This window comes from Hominisplanchenecus sp. (genome assembly GCF_046967715.1).
Taxonomy (GTDB): Bacteria; Bacillota; Clostridia; order Lachnospirales; family Lachnospiraceae; genus Hominisplanchenecus; species Hominisplanchenecus faecis.
In genome coordinates, this window is the sequence record NZ_JBKVNQ010000019.1 from 1 (window position 1) to 22658 (window position 22658).

18 protein-coding genes are annotated in these 22658 nt (G+C 44.2%); 15 read left to right on the forward strand and 3 right to left on the reverse strand.

The features are described 5' to 3' along the window. Positions 1–244 precede the first annotated feature (244 nt). The 11 genes from spoIIID (at position 245) to ACLTL4_RS04280 (ending at position 15715) form a co-directional block, all read left to right on the forward strand. The gene (spoIIID, locus tag ACLTL4_RS04230) at positions 245–517 is read left to right on the forward strand and encodes a sporulation transcriptional regulator SpoIIID (RefSeq protein ID WP_022119670.1); all 273 of its coding nucleotides are present in this window, start codon (positions 245–247) and stop codon (positions 515–517) included. Between the two features lie 134 nt (positions 518–651). Beyond that, the gene (locus ACLTL4_RS04235) at positions 652–1155 is read left to right on the forward strand and encodes a DNA-deoxyinosine glycosylase (RefSeq protein ID WP_412291331.1); all 504 of its coding nucleotides are present in this window, start codon (positions 652–654) and stop codon (positions 1153–1155) included. Positions 1156–1631: 476 nt separating this feature from the next. Next, on the forward strand, positions 1632–2660 hold the full coding sequence (locus ACLTL4_RS04240) for a Stealth CR1 domain-containing protein (RefSeq protein ID WP_412291324.1): 1029 nt from the start codon (positions 1632–1634) through the stop codon (positions 2658–2660). Positions 2661–2720: 60 nt separating this feature from the next. Then, positions 2721–4883, forward strand: coding sequence for an NAD-dependent epimerase/dehydratase family protein (locus tag ACLTL4_RS04245; RefSeq protein WP_412291323.1), 2163 nt, complete (start codon positions 2721–2723; stop codon positions 4881–4883). 19 nt (positions 4884–4902) lie between these two features. Continuing rightward, the gene (locus tag ACLTL4_RS04250; RefSeq protein WP_412320273.1) at positions 4903–5799 is read left to right on the forward strand and encodes a hypothetical protein; all 897 of its coding nucleotides are present in this window, start codon (positions 4903–4905) and stop codon (positions 5797–5799) included. A 19-nt stretch (positions 5800–5818) separates the two neighbouring features. Next, on the forward strand, positions 5819–8296 hold the full coding sequence (locus tag ACLTL4_RS04255; RefSeq protein WP_412291321.1) for a hypothetical protein: 2478 nt from the start codon (positions 5819–5821) through the stop codon (positions 8294–8296). A gap of 3 nt (positions 8297–8299) precedes the next feature. Then, a complete protein-coding gene (locus ACLTL4_RS04260; RefSeq protein ID WP_412291320.1) occupies positions 8300–10135 on the forward strand; it encodes a DUF2194 domain-containing protein in 1836 nt (611 codons plus the stop codon). A gap of 17 nt (positions 10136–10152) precedes the next feature. Beyond that, on the forward strand, positions 10153–11616 hold the full coding sequence (gene pelF, locus ACLTL4_RS04265) for a GT4 family glycosyltransferase PelF (protein ID WP_173896269.1): 1464 nt from the start codon (positions 10153–10155) through the stop codon (positions 11614–11616). Between the two features lie 20 nt (positions 11617–11636). After that, complete coding sequence (gene pelG / locus ACLTL4_RS04270) at positions 11637–13109, forward strand: exopolysaccharide Pel transporter PelG (protein ID WP_412291319.1); 1473 nt, start codon at positions 11637–11639, stop codon at positions 13107–13109. Then, the gene (locus tag ACLTL4_RS04275; protein ID WP_412291318.1) at positions 13106–14311 is read left to right on the forward strand and encodes a glycosyltransferase; all 1206 of its coding nucleotides are present in this window, start codon (positions 13106–13108) and stop codon (positions 14309–14311) included. The genes pelG and ACLTL4_RS04275 overlap by 4 nt, the downstream gene beginning before the upstream one ends. Positions 14312–14398: 87 nt before the next feature. Then, positions 14399–15715 (forward strand): DUF4832 domain-containing protein, encoded by a 1317-nt coding sequence (locus tag ACLTL4_RS04280; protein ID WP_412291317.1) that lies wholly within the window; start codon positions 14399–14401, stop codon positions 15713–15715. 47 nt (positions 15716–15762) lie between these two features. Here the strand turns inward: ACLTL4_RS04280 and ACLTL4_RS04285 are convergent, their stop codons facing one another. Then, positions 15763–17196, reverse strand: coding sequence for a DUF4832 domain-containing protein (locus tag ACLTL4_RS04285; RefSeq protein ID WP_412291316.1), 1434 nt, complete (start codon positions 17194–17196; stop codon positions 15763–15765). A 157-nt stretch (positions 17197–17353) separates the two neighbouring features. Here ACLTL4_RS04285 and ACLTL4_RS04290 point away from each other — a divergent pair, with 157 nt between their 5' ends. Next, positions 17354–18901, forward strand: a complete 1548-nt coding sequence (locus ACLTL4_RS04290) for a lipopolysaccharide biosynthesis protein (RefSeq protein ID WP_412291315.1) — start codon at positions 17354–17356, stop codon at positions 18899–18901. Between the two features lie 2 nt (positions 18902–18903). Continuing rightward, a complete protein-coding gene (locus ACLTL4_RS04295; protein ID WP_412291314.1) occupies positions 18904–19986 on the forward strand; it encodes a glycosyltransferase family 2 protein in 1083 nt (360 codons plus the stop codon). A gap of 18 nt (positions 19987–20004) precedes the next feature. On the opposite strand, the gene ACLTL4_RS04300 is transcribed toward ACLTL4_RS04295, so the two are convergent. Continuing rightward, a complete protein-coding gene (locus ACLTL4_RS04300) occupies positions 20005–21201 on the reverse strand; it encodes a nucleotidyltransferase family protein (protein ID WP_173866079.1) in 1197 nt (398 codons plus the stop codon). 120 nt (positions 21202–21321) lie between these two features. Between ACLTL4_RS04300 and ACLTL4_RS04305 the strand changes: the two genes are divergently transcribed. Then, entirely contained in the window at positions 21322–21585 is a 264-nt protein-coding gene (locus tag ACLTL4_RS04305; RefSeq protein WP_022118480.1) for a PqqD family protein, read from the forward strand. 10 nt (positions 21586–21595) lie between these two features. Here the strand turns inward: ACLTL4_RS04305 and ACLTL4_RS04310 are convergent, their stop codons facing one another. Then, positions 21596–22030, reverse strand: a complete 435-nt coding sequence (locus ACLTL4_RS04310; RefSeq protein ID WP_173897516.1) for a S26 family signal peptidase — start codon at positions 22028–22030, stop codon at positions 21596–21598. A gap of 159 nt (positions 22031–22189) precedes the next feature. Here ACLTL4_RS04310 and ACLTL4_RS04315 point away from each other — a divergent pair, with 159 nt between their 5' ends. Continuing rightward, complete coding sequence (locus tag ACLTL4_RS04315) at positions 22190–22573, forward strand: hypothetical protein (protein ID WP_412291313.1); 384 nt, start codon at positions 22190–22192, stop codon at positions 22571–22573. Positions 22574–22658 lie beyond the last annotated feature (85 nt).

The window sequence follows — 22658 nt, forward strand, 5'->3', positions numbered from 1 at the left end:
ATTCTTCCGGAAGGAACAGAACTGGAGGAAGTGGAGTAAGAAGCATTTAAGGAGATATTTGATGTAATGGCAAAATAGACATTATATTAATTTAATTATTTTTCGAAAACAGTTTGAAAGGAGAAAGGAAGTAGAAAAGCGAAGCTGGCAAAACTGAATGAGATGTTTCTGGAGAAAGTTTAATCAGACATACTCCAAAATCCCTCTGCATACATTGTAAAAAGATGCATGCAGAGGGATTTTTTTGAAGGATTATATTGAAGAGCGGGCAGTGGAAGTTGCGTATTATATAATTGAAACGAAGGCTACGGTGCGTCAGGCGGCAAAGAAATTCGGGATCAGCAAGAGTACGGTACATAAGGATTGCACGGAACGTTTACGGCAGATTGATGCGGGGCTGGCGGCTCAGGCACGCGAGGTTCTTGATGTGAACAAATCAGAGCGCCATATCCGCGGCGGTGTAGCAACCAGGGAAAAGTACAGGCATTTGCATGAGCTGCAGGAGCATCATATATGAAAATAAAAAATGCAAAAAGCAAAATTTCGAATGGAAATATGAGAATTCTTTGCAGATCATTATATGAAAAATGAAAAAGTGCGATATAATGAAAGATAAATGCAGTTGAAAAACCAAAGAAGAAGGAGGGCATAATTTTGCAGGAATATCAGACAGTTACTCATCAATTTGAACCGGTTTTTGATGAGGATTCGAAGGTGCTGATCCTGGGGACATTTCCGTCAGTGAAGTCCAGGGAGCAGAATTTTTATTACGGACATCCGCAGAACCGATTCTGGAAGGTGCTTGCGAATCTGACGGGATGTGAGGTTCCGGGGACAGTGGAGGAGAAGAAAGGTTTTTTGTTAAGAGAACATATCGCGGTGTGGGATGTGATCGCGAAGTGTGATATCATCGGTTCGAGTGACAGTTCGATCCGAAATGTAGTTCCGGCAGATCTGTCAAGGGTTTTAGATCATGCACCGATCCGGCAGATTTATGCAAATGGCGCGAAGGCTTATGAATTGTATCAGAAATATGCATATCCGATCACGGGAAGGGAGATCGTAAAACTGCCATCGACAAGTCCGGCGAATGCGGCATGGCAGATGGAACGTCTTCTGGAAGCATGGGCGGCAGTGAAAGAGAATCTGGGATAAACGGATTCTCTTTTTTTCTTTTTTTGTTTCATGAATCTGATTGTTTTTTAACCAAATCAAGTAAGTCCCCTGCTTCAATTGCGAAAAGCAATAAGCAGTGGGTGGGGACTTGCTTGTATCAGGAGGAGTGCAAGCTCCTTCTGATAAACTGCGGAGCAGTTATTTGGTTATGAGCAAGTAGCAAAGCGGATTGCGAATATCCGCTTGACTGTAAAACAATAAAAAGTATAAATTCGGATAATGTGAAAAAAAAGATAATTTTTTAAAAGAATATGAAAAAATTTCTTGCAAAATTGTATTAAATTTTGTGAAAACAGAAAGCAAATTTATGTTATACTAATTAGCAAATAAGATGGAATATAAATGAAAAAGAGTGTGATACCAGAGAAAAAGAAACGAAATGCCGGAAGCAAAAAAATGTAATATATGACAGGGGAATGGCGGAGGCATTTTTTTAACTGAAGGTGAGAAAAAAAGTGAACAGGAGAGAAAAAGAACCAATAGATTTTGTAATTACCTGGGTAGATGGAAATGACCCAAAATGGCAGGAAGAAAAGGATAAGACGCTGATTGCTCAGGGACTGGGTGGTCATATAGATGGCAGGAAGGAGCGTTACCGGGACTGGGACAACCTGCAGTACTGGTTCCGGGGCGTTGAGAAGTATGCACCGTGGGTGAGGAAGATCCATTTTGTTACCTGGAGACATGTACCGGAATGGCTGAATGTGGATCACCCGAAGCTGCATATCGTAAAGCATGAGGATTTTATTCCGAAGGAGTTTCTGCCGACGTTTAATTCGCATACGATCGAGTGGAATTTTCACAGGATCGAGGGACTATCGGAGCATTTTCTGTATTTTAATGATGATATGTTTTTGTTAAATAAAGTGAAACCGACGCACTTTTTCAAACACGGAAAACCGGTGGATATGCTGGCTCTGCAGCCGGTGGTGGCGAATAAGGATAATGAAGTGATGTCCTACATTTATTTAAATAATGCGATACTGCTGGCAAAGCATTTTGATAAGTATGAAAATATGAAAAAGCAGCCGGGAGCTTATTTTCATGTGGGTTACCCGCTGAAGTATTACTGCTATAATGTGATGGAGATGGCTTTTCCGAGGTTTACGGGCTTTTATACGGTACATGGTCCATCGCCGCTCAAAAAGAGCACGTATGAGACGCTGTGGCAGGCGGAGCCGGAGCTTCTGAGGAAGGTGTGCAGCCATCCGTTCCGTCACAAGGAGGATGTCAGCCAGTATGTGATCCGGGAATGGCAGAAGCTCAGCGGTGATTTTGTGAATAAAAACAGCTACTGGCTGTGCAAATATTTTGATGTGTCAGATCACAATGAAAAGCTGCTCAGAATGATCAGAAAGCACACAGGAAAAATTGCCTGTGTCAATGACAGCAATCACGGCATTGATTTTGAAAAGGCGAAAGCGGAGATCAATGCAGCATTTACGGAAGGATTTCCGGAGAGGTCTGCATTTGAGTGTGAATAGAAAAAGGTGAAAGCGGAACGCAAATCTTTGATTTACAACTAACTGAAAAAGGGGAAATGTATGAATATTCTGTTGGTAGGCGGCACTTGCAGCCTGATGAATAATATCATTCTCAAGCTTCGAAAAGAAGGGCACAGAGTTTTTCTGCTGACGGGAGATAAATATAAACACAGCAAATATGAAAAAGTATTTGAACGGTACGATTTTCCGTATGACAGTGAGAATCTTAATGAGATCATCGAGAGTGTCAATCCGGATGTAACGATCCTGCTGGGAGCTTTTGATACGAACTATCTCTGGAATGGCGAGGAGCGTGAGACGGTTCATTTTATTTCGCATATGGTGAATATCCTGGTGGCCTATTCGGTGGTGAACCGAGGAAAACTGATTTATCTGTCTTCGGATGAGGTTTTCAGTGGCGATTATCCGGATGATATCACAGAAGGAGAGAAATTTTCCGGATATGGAATACGCCCGGCAGCGTTGTCACAGGCAGAGGAGCTGTGTGAGAATTTCCGGGTGAACCGGGGACTGGATATCACGGTTCTGCGGCTGGATCATCTGTACAGTATTCCGAAGGATAAAAATGATATCAACAATATCTGTGCGGGCATGTGTCTGGAGTATCTGCGTGACGGATATATCAAAGCGGACGAGAACCACACCTTTTCGATGTTGTACGAGAAAGATGCCGTGGAATATATTTACAAGGTGGTAAAAAGTAAGAAAAGGGCACATTCGATCTATCATCTGTCATCCAATGATGTGGTAAATGAGGTAGAGCTGGCATCCTGGATCTTGCAGGCGATGCAAAGTGAAGCAAACATCGTGACGACACCGGGGAAAAACGGAAGATGTGTGCTTTCCGGAAGAAAATTTGAAGAAGAATTTGATGTTTACACATTCTGCGACTGCAAAAAGACCATTGAAAAGATGGCTCTTTATATGCAGAAGCACAAGAATGTATTTGTAAATGAAGATAAAGAGGGATCCATCCTGAAAAACCTCTGGGAGAAATGGAAATGGCTGGTGCGGGCACTGGTACCGTTTATTGAGAACCTGATCTGTTTTATTCCGTTTTTCATGCTCAATAACCGAACGGTCGGCAGTCAGTATTTTGCAAATCTGGACCCGTTTCTGCTCTATGTGCTGCTGTTTGCAATCGTGTACGGACAACAGCAGGCAACGTTCTCGGCAATCTGTGCGGTAGCCGGATATATGTTCCGGCAGATGTATACGAGGACCGGTTTTGAGGTACTTTTAGATTATAATACTTATGTCTGGATCGCACAGCTGTTTATTCTGGGACTGGTTGTGGGCTATATGAGAGATCAGATCCGTACGATGCGGGCGGAGAGTGCGGAGCTGGAGGAGCATTTATCAAGGCAGATCGTGGATATCCGTGATATCAACGAGAGCAACGTGCGTGTGCGTGAGGTCATGGAGCAGCAGCTGGTCGGTCAGAAAGACAGTCTTGGAAAGATTTACAGTATCACAAAACAGCTGGATCAGAGTATGCCGGATGAGGTTGTCTTCCATGCGGTTGAAATGCTCACAAAACTGATGGAAACAAAAGATGTGGCATTTTACAGTGTGGTGAATGATGATTATGCACGTCTCTTTTCGGCATCTTCGGAAAAGGCGAGAAGTCTTGGAAACTCCATCCGCTACCGTGAAATGACGGAAATCTATGATGAACTTCTGGAAGAAAAGGTGTATATCAATAAAACGATGGATGAACGTTATCCGCTTATGGTACGGGGCATCTATGAGGATGGAAAACTGCAGATGGTCATTATGCTCTGGGGCTTAAACTGGGAGAAGATGACACTTGGACGGGCAAACTTCCTGACGGTTGTCAGCTACCTGATCCAGAATGCCGTGCTGCGGGCACAGAGATATATACAGGCCCTGGAAGAAAAGCGTTACAGCCATGGCTCCCGTATTCTGGAAAAAGATGCGTTTGAGTCTTTGGTTCAGGCCTATGTGAAAGCAGAAGAAAAGAACCTGGTAGAATGTACGCTGCTGAAAGTCTGTGTACAGTCGGAACAGTATCAGGAGGTTGGCCGGAAAATGGTTGAAAAGATGCGAGACAGTGATTACATCGGTATTATGGAAGATGATCAGCTTTATGTGCTGCTTGCTAATACCGGTCAGGAAAATGCCGTGATCGTTCAGAAGCGATTTGAGGAGAATGGATATCGTACAGAAATTGTGGAGTAGATAAAGTATGTCCCGGAGAATGAAATTTTTTATATTTTTACTTGTGATAAACTTTATTGTGGTTGTGATCTATGTGATCTGGAACCATTTGAGAGGAAAAGAAAAAAATCTCAGTACATGGATGAAGGCGATCGTGATGCTTTTATGCCCGGTGGTCGGACCGACGTTTCTCTGTGCGGCCTTTTTGCTGTACAAGCTGTTTATGTCACAGGCGATGGATCTTTCAGATGTTGTTTTCAGCAAAGAGAGAGTCAAAACCTTTATTCCTCCGGATGAAGAGCGGGGAAGAAATATGGTTTCCATCGAAGAGGCCCTGGAGGTTACGGATAAAAAGAGCCTTCGTACATTTATGATGAATGTGATCCGGGGAGATTACCGAAAATATTTGTCTTCGATCTCACTGGCTTTGAATAATGAGGATACGGAGACAGCACATTATGCAGCTTCGATCCTTCAGGATGTACTTGGAGAATTCCGAGAGAACGTACAGGAGAAGTATCAGTTAAGCCAGATGGAGGATGAACAGCAGGTGCAGCACTGCATTGAGCTGATCGAGTATATGAATCCGATACTGGAACAGAAAATTCTGACAAATCTGGAACAAAATTCCATGATTGAGCGAATGGATGAGGTACTTGAGAAGGCCTGGAGTCTGGAACCGGAAAAGATCAGCAGTGTGGTCTACGAAAAACTGTGTGCAAGGTTGATGGAGATTCCGGATTATGAAAAATGCGGCAAGTGGGCACAGCGTTCCATAGAGCAGTATCCAGGAGTGCTCTCGAGCTATACCTGCCAGCTGAAACTGTTCTTTTCCAATGGGGATAAGGAGAATTTTTTCCGTGTCATGAACGAGCTGAAGGCTTCGGACATCACGATTGATAAAGAAACACTGGAACTGATCCGAATATTTATGTAATGCAGAAGGATGAAATGATATGTCAATGACAATACTGGTAATTTTAAGATTTCTGGGCATTTTTGCAGTCTATACGGGTGTGACACTGGCACTTCCAGCACTGATGTTCCGCAGGATCCTGCGGGGCAGAAGTCTGGCAGAACAGTTTCTGATGTGTTACACCTTCGGTAATTTTTATATTATCAATATTGTGTTCTTACTGCAGCTGTTGCATATTTCAAATTTCTTTACGCTTGCCGGGCTGACTGCGGTATTGAGTATTGTAATCGGAGGCAGAGTCAATCGGATTCCTTTAAAGCAGCAGGCGGGAAATACCTGGCATCTGTTTGGCAAACTTCTGAGAGGAAGAATGAAATTAAAATCAGCAATTTTTCTTTTCCTTGGAAAATGTGCAGCGGGAATAAAGAGACTGGCGAAATTTTTCTATCGTCATATTGTGAAAAATCCGATCCAGAGTATGCTTCTGCTGGGAATCGGAGTGTGTCTGTGCTGGATCTACGGAAGACAGATTATCTTAGTCTATGGTTATCGTGCATCAGATATCCCGGTGCATATGAGCTGGATCAATGAGATGAGCAGAGGAAAAATTTTTGCGAAAGGTGTCTATCCGTTTGGTTTTCACTGCATGATCTATTATCTGCATGCAGTCTTTCGCTTTGATACATATGTGATCTTATGCCAGTTCTTTTTTGCTCAGGTAATCTTTATGCATCTGGTATTGCTGGCGATGCTGAAGCAGCTCTGCAAAACAAAATACATTCCATACATCGGAACTTTTGTATTTCTGCTTGGAAATTTCTGGTCCGGCCAGACTTACTCACGATTTTATGCGACTCTGCCGCAGGAATTTGGTATGATTTTTGTGATCCCTTCCATTTATTTCCTGATCCGGTTTTTTCAGATATCGAAGCAGAAACTGGCGGATAAAGAGACGAGGCTTACGCTGCAGTGCTTTGCGATGGCGTTTTCTCTGACACTGGCGATCCACTTTTACGGTACGATGATCGCCGGGTTGTGCTGCATCGGGATCGCGTGCGGATTTTGTTTTCGCTTTCTGCGTAAAGAATATTTTTGCCGTATCATGTTTACGGGAATCTGCAGCGTTTTTCTGGCGGTGCTGCCGATGGGGATTGCTTTTGCGACCGGAACGCCGCTTCAGGGTTCCCTCGGATGGGGCTTAAGTGTCATCAATGGAGGCAAAAGTTCTTCTTCGACAGAGACAGAGGCAGAGACAGACGAAGCAGAAACATTAGAAGTCTCCACCGGAGATGACAAAAATACGGTGCGGGTTGTGAAGCCGGATGGTACGGTTATGGAAATTGATGTCAGTGATCTGCCGTCTGCACAGGAGAACGAAAGCGGCGGACAGACGCAGACAGAAACCACGGCACCGGCCGTGCCAAAAGTATCTTTTGGTGAAAAAATTCGAAAAATTCCGGGGAAAGCAAAAAATGCTTTATCGGAAATGAGCAGTCGAATCCTGGAATTCATTATTAAACTGGATGTGAAAAATATCGGTTACATGATCCTGGCATCTTTTGCACTGCTGCTTTTGCTTGGATTTATATTCTGTGTTTTCAGGCGGACAGAATACGGAGCGATGCTGATGTCCATGGGATTCTGTATGTGGATCGTGACCATTTTGCTGTGTGCAGGCGTGTTTGGACTGCCGCCGTTGATGGATGGAGCAAGATGCAGTATTTATTATGTTTATCTGCTCAGTGCGGCTCTTACGGCACTGGCAGACGGACTGCTGTATATGGTGCTGCCGTTGCGGAAACTGCGGCTGGTAAGGAATGCTGTGTCGCTGGCTGTTACGGCAGCGGTTCTGATGGGAATGTTCCAGAATCATATGATCAAACAGTCCGGTTTCTCCAGCGGTTTTGCGATGAATGGAGCGATCACCTGCCTGAGCAATATTATCCATGAAAATGAAGATAAGACCTGGACGATCGTATCGGCGAACGATGAGACGCAGATGGGACTGGATCACGGATGGCATTATGAGACGATTACGTTTCTGCGTGGAATGGAAACTCTGGAAAAAAATACGAAAGTCATCATTCCGACCAAAACGGTTTATTTCTTTATTGAAAAAATTCCAGGCGATTATGCGGTTTCTTATGCAAAGAGCGGTCAGTCGATCTCCAGAAAGGGAGCCAGCCGTTCCCTGCCGAATGTGGGCGGCATCGGTATGTATCAGGGAGAAGGAAGATGGATCGTGATGTCCAGAATGTATTATTGGGCACAGGCGTTTATGGAGCTTTATCCGAATGAAATGAAGGTCTATTATGAGGACAATAAGTTCATCTGCTATAAGATCGAGCAGAATATGTATCATCAGTATAATTTTGCGATAGACTACAGATACAATCAGAACAAGATGCAGGATGAGACAGCAGAAGATACACAGGATGAGACGCAGCAACAGAGTGAATCAACGAATGAAACGCAGCAACAGAGCGATGCATCCGGAAAACAGGAGGCAGGAAAATAGAGTATGGTTTCAAAAAGAAAATTTTTCAGTATTGTGATTATGATGGTTGTACTGTTATTCCTGACTCAGTTTTCCATGGTACTGCGAGATCAGGCAAACCAGTATGATGCCAATGCCAGTCTGTCTGAGCGAAAAGCAGACGGAAAAGAGGTCATCGAACAGTCGAAGGCAGAAAGAAAGGATCTGTCTTTACTCATTTCGGAAAAAAGCGTGCTTTTTATCGGCGATGTTTCCGGTGCTATGGGAACGGAGGTAAAGAGATGGGCGGACTATGTGAAGTGGGATATGTTTTCCGTTAAATCCATGGACGAATACATTCAAAGCAAGGCTCATCTTCCGGAAATGATCATTCTGGAATCAGAAAAGTATGCACAGGGAGAAGATCTGGATTGCCTGGAGCGTTTTCAGAAACGGGGAGCGATCATTGTCTTCGGATGTCTGGAAGATCCGGCTTTGATTGAAAATAATGAGGAACTGATGCACTTTCTCGGAATCAGTAAGGTTGTTTCAGAAAAAGTAAAGCTTAATGGTGTAAAGTTATTTGAAGGACTGCTTCTTGGCGGTGAACAGATCTATGAAACGCCGGTTAAAGAGAATGAGAAAGACAGGCAGGATCTGACGCTCGATGTGCCGTGGTATCAGGTTGGAAGCGGCACCAAGACCTATATGGTCGGAATGTTTAAGGAAGAAACCAGCAGGGATATCAAAAATGAAGATCTGCCGACGCTGATCTGGAGAAATGGTATGTACCGGGGCAGTATTTTTGCAGTGGTCGGCGATTATTTAAAAGACAGCACGGCCAGCGGGATTCTGGATGGAATGCTGACAGAGGCATCAGAGTACAGCATTTATCCGATCGTAAATGCACAGAATCTGTCGATGGTCAATTTCCCGGGATTTGCGGATGAAAATAATGCGGAAATGATGGAGCTGTACAGTCAGTCGGTGACCGGAGTCGGACGTGATGTTATCTGGCCGACCTTGATCTCCATTGTGGAACACAGCGACCTGAAGATGACCTGCTTTATCCAGCCCCAGGCAGATTATAAAGACGGGATTGAGCCGGACAGTGAGTTCCTGGAGTTTTATCTGAAACAGTTCAAGGAGCAAAGTGCCGAAGCAGGTCTTTCCATGGAATATAAAAGTGCAGATTCGCTGGAGGAAAAAGTGGATCGTGACGGCGAATTTTTTGCAAATGCAGACAGTGATTATCGCTATGGTGCAGCATTTTCGGAAGAACGGGATCTTACCGATGTGCTGAATTTATCGGAGATAAAGCTGCTGAAAGATGTCAGTACGCTGATCTGTGAGTATACCGAGAAGCATCCGGTCGTGTCCTATGCTTCGGACTCGATCACACTGCAGTCGGTAGTCGGTGACGGCATGCATTATACATACAGTGCGGATCTTCGCATGCGAAGCATTCAAAGTGCACTGGGGTATACGAATATCATGCTGAATCTGCAGGATATTTTCTGGCCGCAGAACGAAAAAGACCGCTGGGAGATCATGGAGAGGCGATTTGCGAGCAATCTTCTGACCTACTGGAATAAATTTAACTGTTTTACGGCGACGACACTTTCCGAGAGCGACCGGAGGGTGCGTACCTTCCTGAATGTGGATTATACGGAATCGCGGGAAGAAAATGTGATCACTTTAAATACGACAAAAGCGGACAGCTGGTTTATTTTGCGGACGCACGGAGAAAAGATCGAGGACATCGAAGGCGGAAGTCAGACAAAGATTGAAAAAGATGCTTATCTGATCCATGCGGAAGATCATACTGTAAAGATACAGGTTGACGAACCGGGGCTTTCCTATGATTCCCGGCATCAGTGATAAAGAAGAGGAAGAACATGAAGGTTTGTATTGTAGCAGAGGGCTGTTATCCTTATGTGGTCGGAGGCGTTTCCGGCTGGATCAACAGCATGATCAAGTCATTTCCAAATATTGAATTTATTCTGCTGACGATCGTGGCAAACAGATCCGTGCGAGGCAAGTTTGTGTATGAACTGCCGGAGAATCTGACGCAGGTCTATGAACTGTATCTGGAGGACTGCGAGTGGGAAGAAGGAGAGAGAGAGCGAAAAGTACGAAAGCGTTTCCATCTCTCGAAGAAGGAACGCACCGAACTGACGAATCTGGTTATGAACCGGAAAATCGAATGGGGTGTGATCTTTGATCTGTTCCAGCGAAAAGGCGTGTCGGTGGATGATCTTCTGATGGGACCGGATTTCTTTCAGATTGTCCGGGAGTGTTATAAGAGACAGTATGCCAATATCGTTTTTTCGGATTTCCTGTGGACGATGCGATCGATCTATCTGCCGCTTTTCTGGACATTGAAGATGAAAGTGCCGCAGGCAGATCTCTATCACTGCGTGGCAACCGGATATGCCGGTGTGCTCGGCAGTATGGCAAAGCATTTCCATAACAGTTCGCTTCTGATCTCTGAGCATGGCATTTACACCAGAGAGCGAGAGGAGGAGCTGATCAAGGCAAACTGGGTCAAAGGTGTCTACAAAAACATCTGGATCGAGCAGTTCAAAAAGATGTCGCTTCTGGCTTATCAGAAAGCAGATACGGTAACATGCCTCTATGAACGTGCAAAACTTCTGCAGATCGATCTTGGCTGTCCGCCGGAGAAGATCCGGGTGACACCAAACGGGATCAATATGGCGAACCTTACAGATATTCCGGGAAAAACCAGGGAGGATGAGCAGTGGATCAATGCCGGAGCAGTGCTGCGTGTCGCACCGATCAAGGATGTCAAGACGATGATCCAGGCGTTTGCGTTTGCGAAAGAGAAAGTTCCGAATCTGAAACTGTGGATCATGGGACCAACGGATGAAGACAAAAAATATGCACAGGAATGTTTTGATTTGGTAAAGGCTCTGAATGTTTCGGATGTGGAATTTACGGGCAGGATCAATGTCCGGGATTATCTGGGGAAAATGGATTTTACGCTGCTTACCAGTATCAGTGAAGGTCAGCCGCTGACCATTCTGGAGAGTTTTGCGGCACACAAGCCGGTCGTTGCAACGGATGTCGGAAACTGTCGGGAACTGCTTTTCGGAGTGAATGACGGATTTGGAGATTCCGGAATCCTGACACATATCATGAACATTGAGGAGATCGCGGAGGCGATGGTGACGCTTGCCTGGCACAAAGAACTGCGGGAGCAGATGGGAGAGGCCGGATACAAACGAGTAAAACAGTTTTACCGGATTGAGCAGATGAAAGAGGTTTACCGGAATATTTACAAGGAGTTTGCAGATCAGCAGCAGATCGAATGGACAGAGAAGCCTTTTGAGATCAGATAGAAAAAGAAGGGAAAGAAGCTATGGCTGGTATAGGTGTTAAATTAAATAACATATATGGAAAAAATACCCTGACAACCGACGTAATCGGTATGGGCTACAGCACCGTCATGACCATCGCTCCGATGCTGACGGTCATCGGTGCACTGTGTATCATGGAATATTTCCTCGATTTTTCTTCGGTCGGATATGTGACAAGGGAGCTGTTTTCCTGTACAGTGCTTTATATCTTTATCTTTGCACTGCTGACGGCATCGCCTTTTAACTCGGTGCTGTCAAAGTATATGTCGGACGTGATCTATGAGGAAACGTATGCGGACATTATGGCATGCTATTATGTCGGACTGTTTTTAAATATTCTTTTGAGTTCTCTGGTCGGAATTCCGTTTTGTATTCATGAATATCTTGTCGGAAAAGTGGATATCATTTATGTTTTTACCGGATATTGTGGATTTATCGCACTGGTATTTGTATTTTATTCGATGCTTTATCTGTCCATCTGTAAGGATTACAAGAAGATTTCGTTCTTCTTTATCATTGGAATGACAGTCACGGTGTTATTGTCCTTCTGGTTTGTGCGTGGGTTACATAAAAGCATCACCTACAGTATGCTTCTGGCACTGACGATCGGATTCTGGCTGATCGCGGCTTTGGAATTTTCGGTGGTACGAAGTTATTTCCGTGAGAACAGTGGAAATTACCGGGCGGTGTTTGGATATTTTAAAGAATACTGGCCGCTGGTTGCGACAAACTTTCTGTATACGCTCGGACTGTATATCCACAATTTTGTTTTCTGGACGACGGATCTGCGGATGATCGTAGTTTGTAGTTTTGTCTGTGTGCAGCCGTATGATATGGCAACCTGTCTGGCGATGTTCACGAATATTTCGGCGAGTGTCATTTTTATCAGCCGTGTGGAAATGCATTTCCATGAGAGATACAAAGCCTACTCGGAAGCCGTGATCGGCGGAAGAGGGTGCGATATTGAAATTACCAAAAAAAGAATGTTCCGTATGCTGGCTGAGGAGTTGATGAGCCTTGCCCGTGTACAGTTTATTATTACACTTGTTATATTTTTGTTTTGTATGATCTTTCTTCCAAGGCTTGGATTTGGAGGTATGACCATGCGTATTTATCCTTGTCTGACAGCCGGATACTTCATTCTCTTTCTGATGTATGCGGAAATTATATTTTTATACTATTTCAATGATCTGAAAGGATCTGTGATGACCGGTCTGTCCTTTTGCCTGTCCACTATGATCGGCAGCATCATTTCCACGCATTTTTCGGAAATCTGGTATGGAATTGGTCTGGTGGCTGGCTGCTTTGTCGGATGGAGCGTTGCCTATGCGAGGATCCGAAATATGGAAAAAAATCTGGATATTCATATTTTCTGCAATGGACATTTGTTGAAGAGAACCAAAGGTACCTGCCCGTCGCCGAAAGTATTTGATCGATATCAGGGAGATACAGAAGAGAGGATGAAAGAATCATGAAAAAGGTACTGTTTGTAATCAACACACTTGGCGGTGCAGGTGCAGAGAAAGCTCTGCTGGAGCTTTTGAAAAGATTTCCTGAGAACGAATATGAAGTTTTACTTTATGTACTGCTGGCACAGGGAGAACTGATCCATCAGGTCCCGGAACAGGTGAAAATTTTAAATCAATCTTATTCGGATGCGTCGGTTTTATCGAAAAAGGGAAAGCATATTCTGAACCGGCAGATCTTCAAACGTCTTTTTATGAGAGGAGCTATTTTCAAAAATCTTGGATATATGCTCAAAAATATGGCAGAAATGCTGAAAAAAGGAAAGCTTTATCCGGATAAGCTGCTCTGGAGGGTGATGGCGGACAGCGCACAGGTGATCGATGGACATTATGATATGGCAGTTGCCTTTCTGGAGGGCGGATCAACATATTATATCCATGATCATATCCGGGCAGACCGCAAGGTTACGTTTCTGCATGTAGATTACAGTTATGCAGGCTACAGCCGCAGTCTGGATCGGGATTGCTATCTGAATTTTGATCGGGTGTTTACGGTATCCGATGAAGTAAAAAAGAGTTTTCTGGAAGTTTATCCGGAGTGTAGAAGTTACACTGGTGTGTTCCATAATCTTCTGGATAACGAAGAAATTATCCGAAAATCAAAACTGGCAGGAGGATTTGAGGATGCTTACGATGGCAAGCGGATCCTGACGGTTGGACGGCTGACGGCACAGAAGGCCTATGATATTGCTATTGATGCCATGAAGATTTTGAAAGATCATGGTGTAAAAGCAAAATGGTATGTACTCGGTGAGGGTGAGTTAAGGGATAGGCTTCAGATAAAGATCAACCATCTTGGCTTGAAAGATGACTTTATTCTTCTTGGGGCAAAGACCAATCCTTATCCTTACTATGCACAGTGTGACTTATATGTACATGCGACGCTGTTTGAGGGAAAAAGTATTGCTATTCAGGAGGCACAGATCCTGGGATGCACCTTACTGGTGTCAGACTGCAGCGGAAATCGTGAGCAGGTCATTGATGGCGTGGACGGAAAAATGTGCCAGCTGACCCCGGAAGGCATCAGTGCAGGGATCGAAGAACTTCTTTCGGACGAAGAGAAATGTCGGGAGTATGGCAAGAAAGCCTCAGAAAAGCTGACAGTAGAAAAAGAAGATGTCCTTCAGATGTTTCGGTTTAACGATAATTAAGATGTGCAGTTTTTGAACGCAGAGAAGCGGATTGTGAATGTCCGCTTTACTTTAAAATAAGGGACAGATACGAGGATAAAAGCAAATATGATTGGATTTTGGAAGAAAAAAAAAGCCTGGGAATTTTCACAGGAAGTTCTGGAAGAAGGAGAAGAAATCCTCTACGAAAATCCGGAGAGAGGATGGTACGAGATCTATACCTTTCCGGTGGAAGAAAAAATCGATCCACAGGAGTTAAAATGGAGTCTGCATGAGCAGGAAACACTGGCACTTGTCTTGCTGGATCTTCAGAAATTCCGTGAAAAACCGCTGGATGAACAGGCGATTTATAACATAAAAACGATTTTATATTTTTTCGCATCACATAAAAAAGATGTGATCCTGCGTCCCGTATACGACCGGGAAGGAAAAGGGCTGGAGGCGGAGCCAGAAAGTTTTGAGCTGGTTCTGACGCATCTCATACAGATCGGGGAAGTGCTGGAAAAAGAGAAGCACAGTGTTCTTGTTTTTCAGGGCTTTCTGGTGGGAAGCTGGGGAGAGATGCATACCTCGGCATATCTGACGGAAGAACATATCAGACAGATGTGGGATATGCTGAAAATACATACCACAGACAAGATCCGTGTGGCAGTGCGGACACCGGCACAGTGGCGTACTTTGATCCCGGAAGAGAAATTTCAGAAACGGGAATGGAAGGCTTTAGGTCTGTTTGATGACGGGATTTTCGGATCGACAACGCATCTTGGGACTTTTGGCACGATGATGCGTGAGGCGGTCGGATGGGAAAAGCCGTGGAGCCGAAAGGAAGAGCTGGAATTTATCGAACAGATCAGCCGTGATTTCCCGTGTGGCGGAGAGGCGATCGCTGAGGCAGATCCGGACAGGGCAGATCAGATCCTTACAAAGGATGCAAAAGCAGTGATATCCGAGATGCAAAAGATGCATCTTGCTTATCTGAATCTGGTGCATGATACGAGAATCCTGGATCAGTGGAAAGCACAGAGCTGCGGCAAAGACGGCATCTGGAGCGGCAAAACGCTTTATGAATACGTCAGTGCCCACCTCGGGTATCGTTTTGTTCTGAAAAAAGTGGAGATGCTGGTGCCAAAACGTGATAAAATAAAGTTTATTTTTGAAGTGGAAAACTGCGGATTCGCTTCCATGTTTCAGGAGGCACAGCTTTTTTTGATCCAGGAAAACGAAAAAGAAAGAAAAGAGATGCTGCTGTCAGAAGAAGTGCAGAAGTGGCATGGCGGAAGCACATACAAAGTGGAGACAGAGACCGGGGCAATGAAAGGAAATATTTTTCTTCAGATCCGCAGGAAAAAAGACGGAAAAATCATTTCTTTTGCAAATAAAAACAGTGCAGACCGCCTGCTGATCGGAAGTCTGCACAGTGTATAAAGCCAGAAAGAGTTCTGTCGGAACGGTAAGAGCTGAGTCCTGTTTCATCATGGGATCACAAGTCTTCCGACAGAAACGGTGGCACTCTCTTCGGAACCGGTGTTTGCAAAATGAATGACCTGTCTGGTGTAGGGATCTTTCATTTCCAGATTCACCTGATAAGAGCCTTTTGCAAAAGAGCGTACATCGAGTTCAATCTTAAACTCAGACTGATCGCTGCCGGCGATCGAGCGGTTGTCGATCTCTGTTTTCATCCGTCTGGACTCGCCTGTCTCCTGGTTCGTGAGGATCAGAGCAGTATCAAACTGCCGGTATGCCGGGGCAAAACCGACGTTTTCAATCGTAAGATACAGAGAGGCCTTGTCGCTCATAAAGGCATGGAAATCCAGGCTGGATGATTTTATAAAGTAGCGGTAGCCCAGATGGGCACGGATATAATCGTAACCGCTGCATCCGGAAAATACGCCGGAGCCGGTGTAAGTAGAATTTTTCCATTTATTCAGCACGGCAAGATCGTGATCCGAATTCAGGTACGATACGCACATCGTGGACAGATCCGAAATGGCATTGTCCAGGTTATTGTATTTATTATCGATCGTGACTTCACCGCCGTTTGGAACATACTGGCAGAGTTTGTTCTGGAAAAGAAGTTCTTCGCTCCTTGTGCCCTGTTCGTTAAATTCACTGGCGGAAGTCAGTGGTGTATCATCGTATGTACCGAGATCATAGACAGAGCCGAGCATACCGTCATTGAAAAGTCCCAGTCTGGAAGCAAGGCTCCCCTCGTCGCTCTGGCCTGCCATTGGTGTACGGCTGTAGAGAATACCGCGGAGCTGAGCCGGGGTACGCACAGCAAGATAGATCGAAGGCGAAATGTTCTTTGCCAGTGTCTCTGCAAGCTGACGCATCTGGTCAATGTCTCCGTAGTTGGTATTGTTCATCTCGCCATTGTTGCCGATAAAAAGTCCCTGAAGGATATAAATACAGTCGGCATGGGCATTTACTGTGGCAGAAACCTGCTGGATGTGGTTTTTGATGCGGTAAAAATCAGAAGGCTCCGTTTTTTGGGCTTTGCCGTCCCAGTCATAGAGAAAGCGAAGAATGATCTGTTTTTTCTTCTTTTCGCAGATCTTAAAAATGCGGTTAAGCTGCGAAAGAGCGTTGGCACTGAGATCCTGATCAGCATAATTCCGCAGATTGATCTCCAGAAGCATGAGAGGGTACGGAGTGTCCTTACAGCTTCTCTGGCACCAGATGTCGGCATCCCTGGCAGTTTTATCCTCGGCAAGTACATAGCCGTTTATCTTATAGAAACCGCAGAAAGGGTTTGTAATATCCGCTGTAGATTCTTTTGAGTCTGCCGGTGTATAGACAACGTTCAGCTGCCGCACCGACAGGGCATAAAAAGAAGCTGCGATTACCAGTGCAACGCACAGAGTAAAGACGGCGATATTGCCCCAGAAAGATAATTTTTTTTTCATAAAATGGTTTAGCTCCTTTTGGATTTTATGTCTATTTGTCTTTTGGCTCATGTTATGATGTTGGGGTCAAAAGATGCCATACGAATTGTTCCGTACTTCGTACTCCCACAATTCTGGCATCATGTTATTATACCTAAAAAGAAAGGATTCGTGAAGAGTGAAACAAAAATCAAGAACAGAATATTCCGTTATGAATACAAGTGTAGCGTTTGTGGCACAGGTTTCGGCAATTCTGATGGGATTCTTTACAAGAGTTGTTTTTACGAGAATGCTCAGCGAAGGTTACGTTGGAATTAACGGCCTGTTCACCGATATTTTGAATATTTTGTCGTTATCCGAGCTTGGCGTGGGAACGGCAATCACTTATGCATTGTATGCCCCGATCGCAAAAGGGGATATTAAAAAACAGCAGATTCTGATGCGGATGTTCCGCACCTTTTATCGCATGACGGCACTTTTTGTCATGGCAGCAGGTCTGTGCCTGATCCCGTTTCTGAATATTCTGATGAAAGACCGCCCGGACGTGGATCATCTGGTGCTGATCTATTGTCTGTATCTGTTAAATTCGGTGGTATCGTATCTGTTGATCTATAAAAAAACCTTGATCGATGCTCATCAGATGAATTATATTACTGTACTGTATCACAATGGGTTCCTGGTGCTTCAGGATATCTGTCAGATCATTATTCTGATCACAACAAAAAATTTTGTCCTGTTTCTGAGCGTTGCCGTAGTGTGTACGATTATCGGAAATGTGTGCATGTCCAGAAAAGCAGATGCATTGTTTCCATATCTGAAGGAGACCTGTCATGAAAAACTGCCGCAGGAAGAGCGGCGGGATATTTTAAAAAATGTAAAAGCGATGCTGATGCATAAACTTGGAAATGTTGTAGTCAATAATACGGACAATCTGCTGATCTCCAGTTTTGTCGGAGTGGTCAGTGCCGGAATTTACTCCAATTATTTCCTGATCATCGGTTCAATCCGTCAGGTTCTTGAACAGGCTCTTCTGGGGGTTTCTGCAAGTGTCGGAAATCTTGGAGTACTGGAGGATAAAGACCGGGTTAAAAGCGTTTTTGAACAGCTGTTTTTTATCGGGTACTGGCTGTTTGGATTTGCCGGTATCTGCCTTTTTGAAATGTTGAATCCGTTTGTGGAATTTGCGTTTGGCAAAAAGTATCTGTTTTCAAGAGAAATCGTGCTGGTTCTGTGCATCAATTTCTTTATCAACGGGACAAGAAGAGCAGTTTTAATCTTTAAAGAGTCGATGGGACTTTTCTGGTATGACCGTTATAAGGCGATCGCAGAGGCATTGCTGAACCTCAGCATTTCCATTCTGCTTGTACTTCATTTCGGAATTGTGGGAATTTTTATCGGAACGTTCTGCAGCACGGTTCTGACCTCTGTGTGGGTAGAACCTTATATCATTTATAAATATCGTCTGAAAAGACCAGTATCTGAGTTTTTCAAAACATATGCATACTATATGCTTGTCATGGCAGGAGCGTGGACGATTGCAGAATGTTGTTGCCGGATCACAAGCGGATCGCCGCTCTTCCTTCTGGTTTACCGTTTCTGTATCTGTCTGCTTCTGGTCAATCTGCTTCTGTGGGCGGTTTACCGCAGAACGGATAACTGGAAAAGAACAGAAGCCCTGCTGTATAAAGTATTTCAGAATATATGGAAGAAAGTAAGGAAAAAGTGACTATGAGCGAAGAAAAAGGAAAAATATCTGTGATCGTGCCGGTCTATCAGGCAGAAAAATATCTGGCAAAAGCACTGGACAGTGTGATAAGTCAGGATTACGAAAACTGGGAATTGTTTCTGCTTGTTCGAAAATCTTCGGATCAAAGTGAAAAGATCGTCAGAGATTACGAGAAAAAATACAACAGCATCCATATGATAGAGAGGGGAGAAAATAAAGCCGGTGAGGCGAGAAATCAGGGGCTGGAAAAGGCACAGGGAGAATATGTGCTGTTTCTGGATTCGGATGATTATCTTCCGGATGCATCCGTCATGCAGCGTTATGTCCGTATGGCAGAGCAGACAGATGCAGATATTGTAGTTGCCAATTATGCGAGACTCTGGAACGGAAAAATGCTGCCTGCAGTCAGCCACGCATCTTTTTCCAGATATCATCGAGATTCTCAGGAATTTCAGTTTCGCGGCTTCTTTTCCGCCGGGACACTTTCTTATGTCTGGGGAAAACTTTATCGCAGATCATTTCTGGAAAAGAATCAGATCCGTTTCGCAAAATATGATTATGCAGAAGATAAATTTTTCAACATGCAGTGTTATCTCTGCCGTGCAAAATATATTTTCCTTTCCCGGATCGGCTACATTTATCGAAAAAATGAAACATCCATATCCAGCCGGTACCGTGCAAATTCCAGCGAGTGCTGGATTGCGATGGCACGCGATCTGAAAGAATGGATGTCGGATCATGAAATCCAGATGGAGTCCTGTGAAGAACTTGTCTGGTATCTGATCTTTTTTGCGACATTTTTTGATGCAAAAATGGAATATGAAGAACACAAAAAGAAACTGAGATTTATCTGGAAAACGCTGCGGCTTTATGGAAAAGATGAATTTGCACGGGAATGTCTGTGCAGACTGGCAGCAGATAAAAAAATCTGGAAATTACAGGATAAGAAATGGGTTGTTATGACCAAAGGATTCTGTATCGGTATGAAGCTTAAGCTTTATCTGTTGCTGTCCATCGGAATCCGCAGCCTAATCCGGCGAAGAATAGATGAGAAATTATCTGATACCGGACTGCGGGAAGTGTAAATACAGGCAGCGACTCCGTCAGGAATCGCTGTTTTCAAAAATACGGATCAGCTGTGTCTTCTGATTGCTTTTTTTGAATCGCTGCAATGTTTCCCGGAAGGTGGTGTTTCGGAGCGTATAAGTATTTTTCAGAAAACAGAAAAACGTAATCGGCCACAGCATCGGCCACAGAAGCGGACAGCGTCCTGCTTTTGGAAAACGTACTTTCATCTGCAAATGTCCTTCCCGGAAATAAGTAAGCAGATTTACTTTTTTATAAGAATGACTGCCAACAAGTTCCTGTGATACATCCGCACCGAGATCCCCATCCTCCAGGATCCTGGACAGGAAAGCATCGCAGTCGGAGAGATCGTAGTGCACATCCGGATCGATCATCTCCGGTAAATTCAGATATATTCGGCAGGTTTCTAGGACGCTCTCGTAGAGATGGAGAATGTGCGACTTCTGACACCAGCTGTGGATCTTTGCAAAATCAACCTCCTGTGCATGCTGCTCCAGATAAAAAGAAAAATCAAACAGCAGCCGGATACCAAATCCGCTGTAGAGATAATGTTTCAGCATATGGTGGATCATGTAAAACACGTATTCCGTAGGCGGAAATACATGGTAAGAAGATCCGTTGATTTCCTGTGTTTCTGCTTTCAGATTTTCAGCGGAAAAGACTTCATCGATCAGCTGGTTCGCAGGTTTATACTGATATACTCCAACCACACGGTAATGCAGCTCCAGAAGAAAGCTGCGTCCTGTCTTTTCAAACGTATAGCGATAAGTGGTGTGATGATCAGAAAGTTCTTCTTCATCCAGATAGCCGTTTTCATGCAAAATCTGTTCTGCACAGTGAAACGCATCTTTATCATTAATATAGAGATCCAGATCGCCGAGTTTGCGATATTCCGGAACCGGATAAGAGGCAGCAAGGCTGATCCCCTTCATAACAAAGCAGGTAATGCCATGCTTTTCCAGAAGCGATACCGTGCGACGTGTGAACTGATCGATCTGATAGTAATTCAGCATCATGTGCTTACTCTTCTGAAGTATCTGCGGATAAAGACCGGTATTCCGGAAATAAGGAAGTACAAACGGAAGCGTACAGTGACGGTCTGCAAGTGCAAAAAGTGCAGGATAATCTTCCGGTGAAATATCCGGCAGATCCGAAGAGGGATCATCAAATGGCGTGGTGAGCATTTTTAAGTAAGTGTTGTATAATGAATCCATAGCAGGTGGCTCCTTTGATCATGGTATGGGGACTGATTTTCATTTTTATAAAGTGGCGAACAACAAATTTGTCTTAGTTATCATAACATTTATAAAATAAGAAGAAAAGAGGAAAAAGGAATGAAAAAAGCAGAAGGTTACGTGATACGAAAGTTAGAAGAAGAATATGTGCTAATCCCATGCGGCGAGCGTGCCGAAGAGATGAACGAGACAATCTCCTTAAGTGAAACAGCGGGATTTATCTATATCAATGCTGACAAAGCAGACAGTACAGAGGAGCTGGCAGGACTGGTTGCAGAAGAATACGATGTGCCAAAGTCAGAAGTATTGGAAGATGTAAAGGCAGTGGTAAAAACATTACAGCAGAAAGGAATTCTGCTGTAAAAAGAATCTGCTATTTAGATCCTCGCAAAAAAGCAGTGATGCGAAAGCAGACAGGACGCAGCGGCAGCATAAAAAGCCACAGAGCAGAGAGAAAGCGGTACAGCGGATTCTTTACCGAAATTTCCTTTCCATTGCGTACAAAGGCGATCAGGCGGCCTTTGATCTGGTCGGCACGCAGCGGACCTTCGATTTCAGATTGATTGTCTCCGACCATAAAGAATCCCTCCGCAGTGATCTTACAGATGCGGTGCAGGACAAGGATACTCTGGTCACGGCGGTAAAGAACGACATCGTTTTTGCGGACCGTGTTGGCAGAGACGGATTCGATCAGGGCTTCATCTCGCCCCGGGATAAAGAGTGGGTACATACTGTAGCCCTGTGGTCTGATGCGGATGATGTTGCCGTCCTGAAGTAAAGCTTCAAGATCAGGTCTGGAAGATGCCATGATGAAACCTCCTGTGGATCGTTGTTTTTGGTCTTACTGAGTTTTGATTTTAGCATTTTCAGAGCAAAAAAACAATGCTGCAAAAAGTCATAAAAAAAATATTGACTTTTAATCCTTATAAGATTAATATATATTTAAAAACAAAGGAGGTAAAAGCATATGAGAACATATAAAAAACCAGTCGTATCTGTGGATGCAGGAATGACAGAAGGTGTATATGCAGCAAGTGGTGCTGTACAGGGAACCCTGAATGTTACATACTACGGTGTATGGGACAAATGGGGAACAAATGGCGGTAAAGGACTTGCTATGGCAAACTGGTCCGGTATCGACGGAACCATTACTCTGAACGTTCATTTTAACGATACAGTAGATGAGGCAGAGACAGACGATGCATCTGTACAGGCATCATGTTCAGGAAAGACTGCTACTTTTGTATTTGCAAGCACAGCAACAAATCCGCTGACGATGGGTATCCATCTGAACCATGGAACAAGCATTGATAATCTTAAAATGACAAGCTTTGAATATTCTGTAAAATAATTTCAGGGTAAAAGATATTGGGTGATCTGTTTTAAGTGTCGGTATCACAGACGGATCACGTACAGAAGCATAGATAAAAAGACAA

Bases quoted from the DNA above. Each gene is read 5' to 3' on its own strand.
- pelG (WP_412291319.1), top strand. From the start codon at position 11,637: ATGGCTGGTATAGGTGTTAAATTAAATAACATATATGGAAAAAATACC.
- ACLTL4_RS04315 (WP_412291313.1), top strand. From the start codon at position 22,190: ATGAGAACATATAAAAAACCAGTCGTATCTGTGGATGCAGGAATGACA.
- ACLTL4_RS04255 (WP_412291321.1), top strand. From the start codon at position 5,819: ATGTCAATGACAATACTGGTAATTTTAAGATTTCTGGGCATTTTTGCA.
- ACLTL4_RS04280 (WP_412291317.1), top strand. From the start codon at position 14,399: ATGATTGGATTTTGGAAGAAAAAAAAAGCCTGGGAATTTTCACAGGAA.
- ACLTL4_RS04310 (WP_173897516.1), bottom strand. From the start codon at position 22,030: ATGGCATCTTCCAGACCTGATCTTGAAGCTTTACTTCAGGACGGCAAC.
- ACLTL4_RS04285 (WP_412291316.1), bottom strand. From the start codon at position 17,196: ATGAAAAAAAAATTATCTTTCTGGGGCAATATCGCCGTCTTTACTCTG.
- ACLTL4_RS04260 (WP_412291320.1), top strand. From the start codon at position 8,300: ATGGTTTCAAAAAGAAAATTTTTCAGTATTGTGATTATGATGGTTGTA.
- ACLTL4_RS04275 (WP_412291318.1), top strand. From the start codon at position 13,106: ATGAAAAAGGTACTGTTTGTAATCAACACACTTGGCGGTGCAGGTGCA.
- ACLTL4_RS04245 (WP_412291323.1), top strand. From the start codon at position 2,721: ATGAATATTCTGTTGGTAGGCGGCACTTGCAGCCTGATGAATAATATC.
- ACLTL4_RS04250 (WP_412320273.1), top strand. From the start codon at position 4,903: ATGAAATTTTTTATATTTTTACTTGTGATAAACTTTATTGTGGTTGTG.
- ACLTL4_RS04300 (WP_173866079.1), bottom strand. From the start codon at position 21,201: ATGGATTCATTATACAACACTTACTTAAAAATGCTCACCACGCCATTT.
- pelF (WP_173896269.1), top strand. From the start codon at position 10,153: ATGAAGGTTTGTATTGTAGCAGAGGGCTGTTATCCTTATGTGGTCGGA.
- ACLTL4_RS04305 (WP_022118480.1), top strand. From the start codon at position 21,322: ATGAAAAAAGCAGAAGGTTACGTGATACGAAAGTTAGAAGAAGAATAT.
- ACLTL4_RS04295 (WP_412291314.1), top strand. From the start codon at position 18,904: ATGAGCGAAGAAAAAGGAAAAATATCTGTGATCGTGCCGGTCTATCAG.